The 10442-nt window shown below is 58.1% G+C and carries 8 protein-coding genes; 3 read left to right on the top strand and 5 right to left on the bottom strand.

The window, feature by feature from the left end:
* Positions 1-103: 103 nt before the first annotated feature.
* Positions 104-1015 carry an ArsR/SmtB family transcription factor gene (locus DQX05_RS10065; RefSeq protein ID WP_119793166.1) on the top strand — a complete coding sequence of 304 codons (912 nt, stop codon included), beginning with the start codon at positions 104-106 and terminating at the stop codon, positions 1013-1015.
* Between the two features lie 65 nt (positions 1016-1080).
* Positions 1081-1830: an HAD family hydrolase gene (locus DQX05_RS10060; protein ID WP_119793165.1), complete on the top strand. Its 750-nt coding sequence runs from the start codon at positions 1081-1083 to the stop codon at positions 1828-1830.
* A 113-nt stretch (positions 1831-1943) separates the two neighbouring features.
* On the opposite strand, the gene DQX05_RS10055 is transcribed toward DQX05_RS10060, so the two are convergent.
* The 4 genes from DQX05_RS10055 to thyA form a co-directional block, all read right to left on the bottom strand.
* Positions 1944-4232, bottom strand: a complete 2289-nt coding sequence (locus tag DQX05_RS10055) for a type IA DNA topoisomerase (protein ID WP_119793163.1) — start codon at positions 4230-4232, stop codon at positions 1944-1946.
* 88 nt (positions 4233-4320) lie between these two features.
* Positions 4321-5814, bottom strand: coding sequence for a glutamate synthase subunit beta (locus DQX05_RS10050; protein WP_119793161.1), 1494 nt, complete (start codon positions 5812-5814; stop codon positions 4321-4323).
* Positions 5815-6026: 212 nt separating this feature from the next.
* Positions 6027-6515 carry a dihydrofolate reductase gene (locus DQX05_RS10045; RefSeq protein WP_119793160.1) on the bottom strand — a complete coding sequence of 163 codons (489 nt, stop codon included), beginning with the start codon at positions 6513-6515 and terminating at the stop codon, positions 6027-6029.
* Between the two features lie 105 nt (positions 6516-6620).
* Positions 6621-7415 carry a thymidylate synthase gene (gene thyA, locus DQX05_RS10040; protein WP_119793158.1) on the bottom strand — a complete coding sequence of 265 codons (795 nt, stop codon included), beginning with the start codon at positions 7413-7415 and terminating at the stop codon, positions 6621-6623.
* A 218-nt stretch (positions 7416-7633) separates the two neighbouring features.
* On the opposite strand from thyA, the gene DQX05_RS10035 reads away from it, so the two are divergent.
* On the top strand, positions 7634-9175 hold the full coding sequence (locus DQX05_RS10035) for an NAD(P)H-hydrate dehydratase (RefSeq protein ID WP_119793156.1): 1542 nt from the start codon (positions 7634-7636) through the stop codon (positions 9173-9175).
* On the opposite strand, the gene hutI is transcribed toward DQX05_RS10035, so the two are convergent.
* The gene (gene hutI / locus DQX05_RS10030) at positions 9159-10436 is read right to left on the bottom strand and encodes an imidazolonepropionase (protein WP_119793150.1); all 1278 of its coding nucleotides are present in this window, start codon (positions 10434-10436) and stop codon (positions 9159-9161) included. The genes DQX05_RS10035 and hutI overlap by 17 nt on opposite strands.
* Between the last annotated feature and the right edge of the window lie 6 nt (positions 10437-10442).

Below are 10442 nucleotides of genomic sequence, written 5' to 3'. Positions count from 1 at the left end.
ACAAGTGACATTTTCATAGCACAGTTAAAGTGACATTTTCACAGACGATTGACATTCATAATGATAGAGTAACGCAATGTTATCCAAGGGGGCTCCGTAAGGCATGACCTACCATGTTCGTATCGACTACTCATCGGTATATGAACTTATTGGAAGCTTTATGTTGTTCGTTCACCGCAAGTGGATCCGCAACGTAGAGAACGGAATGGAATGGGCGCGCAGCATCGAGCAGCAGCTCCCTCCGCAGTGGAATGCATACAGCGAGAAGATCCGGAAGCATTCGTTAAGCGACTTCGACATGCTCTACGCGCTGGCGCTGGAGCGGAATCATAACGATATTCCATCCTATCTCGAGAATCTGGAGCAGTTGACTCCGGCCGAATGGGACCGAGTCGGACTGGAGAACGGCCTGCGCCTGGCCTCCTTCCGGCTGGAACGCTGCCTGGAGCTGTATGTTCCGGCGCTCCGATTCTGGTATGAACACTATATCCGTCACTCGCTTCCGGATTGGGAACCAATCCTTCTGCACGACGCGGAAGAGAAACGGCGGTTATTGGACAAAATAAAGCCGCAGGATCTCATCGAGCTGGCCACGAACGGCGTCGTCATTCCGGAGCACGAGTCGCTTCACGAAGTGATTCTTGCCCCGATGTGGCACTATCGCCCAATTAATAATAACTGTACGTTCCGTAGCCGGATTCTCATCCTGTACGCGGTGGACAAGCCGGAACCGGATCTGATGGTCCCGTCGCACAACCTGCGCCGCATGACCGAAGCCTTGGCCGACGAGAAGCGGCTGCGCATCTTGCGGCTGGTCGGCCAGAAGCCGTATACGTTCGAGGAAATCCAGGAGTACATTCCGCTGTCGACGGGAGCGCTCAAGCATCATCTGGCGGTCCTCCGCTCCGCGGGCTATATCCGGACGTACTGGAACGGCAAAGTGCAGCGCATCTCGCTGCGGCCAGAAGGGCTGGCCGATTTATCCGCTTTTCTCGAAGCCTACATACATTCATGACAGCAAGCCTGATTGCAGCCTCTTGCGCTGTTGCGGCTCTGATAGCGTTAAGGAGGTGATTCGGCATGACCGTAATGCCGAGACAGACAATATTATTCGATCTGGACGATACGCTCGTCCATTGCAACAAATATTTTGACATCGTCATTCAACAATTTCTTGATTCGATGATGACGTGGTTCGCCCCGTGGAAGCTGCCGGCCGAGGACATTCGCGCCGTGCAGGTCCGCATCGATATTGCCGGCGTGCAGGACAACGGCTTTCATAGCGAACACTTCCCGCGCTCGTTCATCCAAACGTACGAGCACTTCTGCACACTGACCGGCCGCACCCCGTCCGCCGACGAGTCCGAACTGCTCTGGAAGCTCGGAATGAGCGTCTACGAGTTCGAGATCGAGCCTTATCCCGGCATGATCGATACGCTCGACCGGCTGCGGGATGACGGACATGAGCTCTTCCTGTATACCGGCGGGGAACCTGTCATACAAGAGCGCAAAATTGAGCAAATGAAGCTGTCGGACTACTTCGGAGAGCGGATATTCATCCGCCGGCACAAGACAGCGGACGCATTGTCCTCCATCGTGCGGGAACAGGGCTTCCCGACGGAGAGCACCTGGATGATCGGCAATTCGCTGCGTACTGACGTGATTCCCGCTCTTCTGTCCGGCCTGAATGCGATCTACTTGAAGCAGGCGAACGAATGGGCATTTAACATCGTCGACATCGATGCCGAACCGAATGGCGCCTTCGAGACGATCGAGCAGCTAACCGACGTGCCTCGCGTCATTCACAACTGGATATTGACTCTGCGGTAATATGACAGGCCGGCTCCCCAGAGCCGGCCTTCTGTTATAGTTGGCATAACGTTGCCCCTGGACCGGCATGACATCCCCTCGTCCTGCCAGCGCATGGCACCTGGCACCCCAGGCTATGCTTCTGTCGCTAACTCCCCGGTCTCCGCGCTCGCCAGGACAATCCGGGCTTGCGTCTCGGAGCCGTCCGGCAGGATCAGCTTCATCTTCGCGGTCTTGCCCTTGTCGATCAGCGCCTTCACCTGCGTGTCGCTTAGCTTGCGGCCGAAGCTCTCCTTCCAGATGACGAAGCCGCAGCCCTGCTTGTAATTCGAGCAACCATACCCTTTGCGCCCCATAAAAATCATGCCTCCGCAGCCGGCGCGCGGACAAGTCCCGACGATGGCCGGCCCCTCGCTCCGCTGCGGCTCCGCCGCCTTAGCCGCTGCTCTTCGCTGCGGAGATGGCCGGCTCCCGGCCGCTGCCGAATTGCCCTGCGCAGGTTCCGCCGCGGCGGACGCTTGTCCGGCCGCGCCCTTGTGCCGGCGCGACCCCCCCTGCTTCGGCTCGGCGCTCTCGAAGGAGGTCTTCGCCGCCCGCGCCTGCAGCCTCACCTTGTCTACAATCATCGTTGCGAATTTTTTGACATTTTCCATAAACTGCAGGTCGGAAGCCGCGCCCCGGGATATTTCCGTCAACCGGCGCTCCCATTGCCCAGTCATCTCCGGCGAGGTAAGCAGATCAATGCCAGCTCCCCGGATAAGCTCGACTGCCGTGCGGCCTTTTTGCGTCACCTGAATCGTCTTGCCCTTCATCTCGATATAACCCACTTTTTTGAGACGCTCGATCGTGGCGGCGCGAGTAGCTGGTGTGCCCAAGCCGGAATCCTTCATCGCATCGCGCAGCTGCTCGTCTTCAATCTGCTTGCCCGCGCTCTCCATCGCCTTAAGGAGCGTCCCCTCCGTATATGGCTTGGGCGGTTGGGTTTCCTTGTCCTTGACGATGGCTTGGACGCAATGCACCGCCTCGTTCGGATTCACCCGGAATGGCTCCTCGACCTCGATCTCTTCCGCTTCCTCCTCACCCTTGCGCTTCCCTCTTCCGGACTTGGGCTTCTCCTTCTTCATATCGGCATAAATGGCTTTCCAGCCAATGTGGAGCAGCTCCTTGACCGAGGTTTTGAATGTCTCTTGCTCGACCTCCGTCATCACCGTATGGACCTTGTATTCCGCAGCCGGATAGAACTGGGACAGGAAGCGGCGCACGATAAGATCGTACAGCTTCTGTTCATCGGGAGACAGGCCCGATGCCTTCCGCTGGGTCGGCAGAATCGCATGGTGATCCTCCACCTTGGCCGGATTGCATATGTACTTGTTCCCTTTATGAACGAGAGCCCGGTTCGCGCCCTTCACCCACTCGTCATATGTCGTGCCCTGGAGCACGGACAACGCCCTGTGCATCTCCGGAATGTTCTGCTCCGTCACATAGTTCGAATTCGTCCGCGGATAGGAGATGACCTTATGCTTCTCGTACAGCGACTGGGCGATATCCAACGTTTTCTTCGCCGAGAACGAGTAGCGGCTATTCGCCTCCCGCTGCAGCAGGGTCAGATCATACAGCCGCAAAGGATATTCCTTCGTCTCCTTCGCCTGATAGGAAGCGATCCGTCCCGGCTTCCCCTGCACCTTCGCAGCCAAGGCCTCAGCTTGCGCCCGGTCGGTGATCCGATCGCCCTGCCACAGCCCCTGGTATGTTCCTTCCCCCTGCGAGAAATGGCCTTCTACCTCGAAATAAGTCAAAGAAGTAAAGGCTTCAATCTGCTTATGCCGTTCGTAGATCAACGCCAAGACAGGCGTCTGCACTCTGCCTACGGACAGCAGCACGTTATGCTTCGTCGTGAACGCGCGCGACCCGTTCATGCCAATCAGCCAATCCGCCTCGCTGCGGGCGCTCGCTGCTCTGGTCAGATTGTCATATTCCGAGCCGTCCTTCAGTTCGGCGAAGCCCCGCCGAATCGTCTCCGGCGTCAGATCGGATATCCAGAGCCGCTTCACCGGATGCTTTAATTTCAAATAACGCTGGATGAGTGAAAAGATATATTGTCCTTCCCTTCCGGCGTCGCAAGCGTTGACCAGCAGATTGCAGCGCTTGGCCAGCTCGGCAATGACCTTCAGTTGATCCTTCGTCTTGCGATAAGCGATCAGCTTGAAGTCGCCGGGAATAATCGGAAGGTCGTTAATGCTCCATTTCTTATACTTCATATCATAGGCTTCCGGCTCGGCGAGTCCGACCAAATGACCGATCGCCCACGTAATGATGTACGTCTCCCCTTCCAGATAGGAACGGTGATTTTTCGCTTTCGGTTCTATGGCGGCAGCGATATTCCGTCCCATATCCGGCTTCTCCGCAATAATCAGCGTCTTCATCTGCTCCCCCCGTCTCTCTGGCGAACGACAGAAAGCCGCGCTATGGATAGCGCAGCTTCTTGCGGCGTTCTCTTCTATTTATTATTCCTCATTCCGGGCAGGATGACAAGTGATTCGCGAGATACGTATCAACTTCGCGGGCGGCTTCCCGTCCTTCGTGAATGGCCCAGACGACCAGACTCTGTCCGCGCCGCATATCTCCGGCGGCAAATACATTGCTAAGCTTCGTCCCATATTTGCCCTTGACCGCCTTCACATTGGTATGGCGATCGGTATCAAGCTCAAGCTGATCGATGAGCATTGCCTCCGGGCCGTTGAAGCCGACCGCAATGATAACAAGCTGCGCCGGATAGACCCGCTCCGTTCCTGTAATCGGCCGATACGTCTTCCGGCCCTGCTCGTCGACGATCCGCTCAATTTGAACCGTGTGCAGCTCCTTCACGCGCCCTTCCTCGTCGCCCACGAAGCGCGTCGTCATGATGGAAAATTCACGTGGATCGCGTCCGTACAACGCCTTCGCTTCCTCGTGCGCATAATCGAGCGTATACACATTCGGGAACTGCGGCCAAGGATTGGACGCCTCGTCGCGCACGGCTGGCGCCTGCGGACGCGTGCCGAATTGCGTGATGCTGCGGCAGCCGTGGCGCAGCGCGGTCGCTACGCAGTCGGTCCCCGTATCCCCGCCGCCGATGACGATGACATCCTTGCCTGCTGCCGACACGTAGCTGCCGTCCTCCAGGCCGGAGTTCAAATAGCTCTTAATTGTTCCGTTCAAATAGTCCATCGCATAGTGGATGCCTTCCAGTTCGCTGCCCTCGATGAAGAACTCGCGCGGCTTCGTCGCCCCGGCGCACAGCACGACGGCATCATACTGATCGACCAGTTCGCGCGCCGGAATATCGGTTCCGATCTCGATATTCGTCACGAAGCGGATCCCTTCCTCGGCGAGCAGCCGCACCCGCCGCTCCACCACTTCCTTGTCGAGCTTCATCGTCGGAATGCCGTACGTAAGCAGACCGCCGATGCGATCGTCGCGCTCGTATACCGTGACGGAATGCCCGGCCTGATTGAGCTGATCCGCGCACGCCAGTCCCGCCGGTCCCGATCCGACGACCGCGACCCGCTTGCCTGTCCGGCGTACCGGAGGCTTCGCCGTCACCCAGCCTTCACGGAAGCCGCGTTCGATGATCTCTTCCTCGATCGACTTGATCGTGACCGGCTCGCCGATAAGACCGACGGTACACGATCCTTCACAGGGTGCCGGACACACTCTTCCCGTGAACTCGGGGAAGTTATTCGTGGCATGGAGCCGTTCGAGCGCTTCCCGCCACAGCCCGCGGTACACCAGATGATTCCATTCCGGAATCAGATTGTTCACCGGGCAGCCGGAGGTGCCGGAAGCCAGCTCCATCCCCGTATGGCAATAGGGCGTGCCGCAATCCATGCAGCGGGATGCCTGGGTCCGCATCTCCTCTTCGGTCAGGTGAAGATGGAATTCCTTCCAATCCAGCACCCGTTCAGCCGGGTCCCGTTCGGCTTGTATTTGTCGAGAATATTCCATAAATCCGGTCGGCGTTGACATGCTGATTCCTCCATCCGTTCGCGTAGCAATCACGAAGCCTGTTCGCAATTGTGCCGATTGATGACATGTCCGGACATCGGACGTTCCGGCATGTGTGTGCCAATGATCGTACCTTAAACGATGTCCCGGAACATATGGAGTCTATCACGAATGATTTGCATTTCAATACATATGGAAATGGCTCACTGCCCGTGTGCGGGACTGGTCTCCCGTCACGCTTCCTTCCGGACATAGGTCTGGAAGCGGTGCGGATACCGGTTCCTCTCGTCGACCGGTCCGTTGGCTTCCCCCGCCAGCTCCCAAGCCGACTCGTCATACGGCGGAAAATACTCGTCGCCCTCGAATTCAGCCTCAATCCGCGTCACCAGCAGCTTGTCCGCATAAGGAAGGAACCCGCGGTAAATTTGGGCGCCGCCCATCACCATAATTTCTTCATCCGCCGCCAGCGGCAGCACGGACTCGATGTGATGCATTACCTCCGCATCGGGCACAGTCCAGTCCGGGTTGCGGGTCAGTACAATATTGCGCCGGTCCGGCAGCGCCTTCCCCAGCGATTCATACGTCTTGCGCCCCATGACGACCGTCTTCCCCTGCGTCACCGCCTTGAAATAAGCCATATCGCTCGGCAGCCGCCATGGCATTCCGTTGTCCTTGCCAATGAGACGGTGCTTGTCCATCGCCCAAATCATCGTTATCGGCATAGAGGTGCGCCTCCTTTCTTTCTATAATTTAATAGTAAAATTTAAACGGCTGTCCTTCTAAACCTACCTGTCCATCTTAGCCATCCCTGACATGCAAGCAGGAACTTAGACAGCAACCGGCGCCTTAATCGTCGGATGATGCTGATAATCCACAAATTCGAAATCGTCGAACCGGTAATCAAAAATGGAATCCGGCTTGCGCTTGATGACGAGCTTCGGAAGCGGAAGCGGCTCGCGCTCCAACTGGGTCTTCACCTGCTCCATATGGTTCGAATAAATATGAACGTCGCCGCCGCTCCAGATGAATTCTCCGACCTCCAGGCCGCATTGCTGAGCCACCATATGAGTGAGCAGCGTATAGCTGGCGATATTGAACGGGAGTCCGAGGAATGTATCGACCGATCGCATGTTGAGCAGACAGCTTAGCTTGCCGCCAGCGACATAAAATTGGAATGAATAATGGCATGGCGGCAGCTTCATCTGATCGACCTCGCCGACATTCCAGGCGGAGACGAGCAATCGGCGCGAATCCGGGTTCGTCTTAATCTGCTCGATCACATTCGCAATCTGGTCGATCATGCGTCCGTCCTTGGTCTCCCAAGCGCGCCACTGCGATCCGTATACCGGTCCCAGATCGCCATTCTCATCCGCCCATTCGTCCCAGATGCGGACGCCGTTTTCCTTCAAATAACGAATATTCGTATCCCCGCTCAAAAACCAGAGCAGCTCATGCACGATTGATTTCAGATGGAGCCGCTTCGTCGTCACAAGCGGAAACCCTTCAGCCAGATCGAAGCGAAGCTGACGCCCGAACACGGACAAGGTGCCTGTTCCGGTCCGATCCTCCTTCTTCACCCCGTGCTCCAAAATGTCCTGCAATAACGCCAGATATGACTTCATTTCAACCACTCTCTTTCTACCGTACTGATGTGTATCCTTCATAGTGTACCATCCCCTCATATCGTGGGCAATCCGTTCACGAACTCAAGCCTCGCTTTAGGAGATGATCAAGATAGTGAAAACAAAGGGATAATGGAGGTATGGGAAACAATGAACACGACGCTGAAATGATATAATGGAAGAAAATGCTTTCGAGGGAAAGAGAAAAGGTGAGGTTCATGTATATCGTAACTTCAGCAGAAATGCGCACTCTTGATGAGTATACCATTCATACCATCGGCATTCCCGCAGCAGTGCTTATGGAAAACGCGGGCAGAGCCGTTGCGGAGGAGGTTGCCAAGCTATCGTCCGAGCTGAGCGATCTAGAAGCGAACAAGCCATGGCTTATCCTGGTCGGGAAAGGCAACAACGGCGGCGACGGCATGGTCGCCGCACGGCATCTACGGGAGCTGGGCGTGGAAGCCGAACTTCTGTATGCGGCGGATCCGGAGAAGCTGACATCCGACGCCGCGATCCAGCGGGATATTGCCGCCAGGATGGGCATCGCCGCTTCCGTCTATGGGACGGGCAGCATCCAGTGGGAGGGATATGCGGGGGTTGTCGATGCGCTCCTAGGCACAGGAACGGCGGGAGCTCCACGCAATCCGTACGCCTCGCTAATCCGAGAAGCGAACGCCAGCGGACTGCCGATAGTCGCCATCGATATTCCGAGCGGCTTGGATGCGGATACGGGGGAAGTGAATGATCCTTGCATTGACGCGGATATGACCGTGGCCCTCGCCTTTCTCAAGCGCGGGCTGACGCAATATCCGGGTGCGGAACGGGCAGGTCGCGTCGTCGTCCGTTCCATCGGCATCCCGGCTGATCTGGCGGACAGGGAGGGCATTCGGACCTTATGGACGAATGAGGAGCTGTTCCTGCGGCGCTTCGGGCTGAAGCTTCCGCTGGCGCGCAAGGCGGATACGCATAAAGGCACGTACGGCCATGTGCTGGTCGCGGCCGGTACCCGCCAATATAGCGGCGCCGGGCTGCTGGCTGCCGCCGCGGCGCTCCGCTCCGGGGCCGGTCTGGTGAGTTGGGCGCTGCCGGAACGGCTGCTGGACCCGATGATCGGGCGGCTCCCGGAAGTCATGCTGCACGGCATGCCCGACGACGGACGCGGCGACTGGACGGCTGTACCGCCCGAGGCGGTGCTACGGCTGGCTGCCGGCAAGAAGGCGCTGGCCATCGGCCCGGGAATGGGCCGCTTCGCCGGCGACGCCACATGGCTGCGCGAGATCTGGACGGGCGCGCCATGCCCGCTCGTCGTCGATGCGGATGCGCTCAACATGATCGCGGATGCGGGCGGCCTCGGAGCATGGCCGCAGCGTGACAGCACCGCGATCCTCACGCCGCATCCGGGCGAGATGGCGCGCTTGACGGGCCTCACCACGCGCGAAGTGCAGCGCGACCGCATCGGCCTGGCGCGCCGCTATGCCGTGCAGCACGGCGTGATGCTCGTGCTGAAGGGCGCCCGCACCGTAACCGCCACCCCCGCCGGGGACGTGTACGTGAACCCGTCCGGTAACCCGGGGATGGCTACGGGAGGTGCGGGCGACGCGCTGGCAGGCCTGATCGCCGGCCTGCTCGCGCAAGACTGGGACGCCGGGCTTGCCGCGGCCCTCGGCGTCTATCTTCACGGACTTGCCGGCGACCGCGCCGCCGCAAGCCGACCCTCCCCCGGCTCGCTGAGCGCCGGGGATATCATCGATAGCCTGTAGACATGACCACGTTCCCGCGTTTGAATACAGTATGAACATGATTGATTCCGAAATGATACGGCAAGTAGGCCAGATTATCCGCCTTGAAAATAACGAGGTCCGCCTGCTTGCCGGCTTCTATGCTCCCTACGGTATCCGCTCTCCCGATGGCATGAGCCGCATTGATGGTCACGGCCGTCAATACTTCCTCAGGGGTCATGCCCAAGTTCAGACAGCCCAAGGTCATGACAAGCTGGAGCGCTTCCGTAGGCGAGCTTCCCGGATTATAGTCCGTGGACAGGGCTACCGCGAGCCCCATCTCGATCATGTTGCGCGCCCGGGCGTGATGCGTCAGCCGCAGATTGAAGGAAGTGGCAGGGAGACAGACTGCCACGACGCCGGCCTGCCGCATCGCCTCCAAGCCTTCATCCGAAGCCGCAATCAGATGTTCGGCCGAAATGCAGCCCAGCTTGCCGGCCAATTGAGCGCCTCCGATTGGCTCGATTTCATCCGCATGAATTTTGAGGCCGAAGCCCAATTCCTTGGCGGCAAGCAGGATTTGCTCCGATTCGTCCACAGAAAATACGCCGTGCTCACAGAATACATCGCAAAATTCGGCCAGCCCTTGCCGCTTCACCTCCGGCAGCATCTGCTCGATGACCAGCCGCACAAATTCTCCGGATCGGCCTTTATATTCTTCCGGCACGACATGGGCTCCCATAAAGGTGGATACCAAATCAACGGGATGCTCCCGGTTCAATCGGTGAGCGACCCGAAGCTGCTTCAACTCGTCCTCCAGCGTCAGCCCGTAGCCGCTCTTCGCCTCCGCCGTCGTCACGCCGAAGGAAAGCATTATATCCAGGCTCGCTTTCGCCTTCGCATACAGTTCCTCTTCCGTTGCCTGACGCGTGGCTCGAACGGTGCTCAGAATCCCGCCGCCCTGAGCTAATATTTCCAAATAGGACATGCCCTTCAGCTTCAATGCCAGCTCATGCTCGCGCGAGCCGCCGTGAACGAGGTGGGTGTGCGGGTCGATAAGCCCCGGCGTAACCAGCAAGCCTTGGGCATCATGCTTGCGCTCTATTGCCAATCCGCCGATGTCCGCCATCACTTCGTCTTCCGGTCCGGCCGCCACGATAAGTCCGTCCCGGATCGCTACAGCTCCCTTGCGCACGGCCCCCACCTCTGACATTTCACGGCCTGTGCGCGGCCCCCGGCTCCCTTGCATCGTGATAAGCGTTCCAATGTTATGAATCAACAGATCAATTCGATTATGTTCCATAAGGCT

It is taken from the genome of Paenibacillus thiaminolyticus (genome assembly GCF_003591545.1).
Classification (GTDB): Bacteria; Bacillota; Bacilli; order Paenibacillales; family Paenibacillaceae; genus Paenibacillus_B; species Paenibacillus_B thiaminolyticus_A.
Note: the sequence above shows the minus strand (reverse complement) of the source record. Positions and strands in the feature narration are given on the sequence as shown.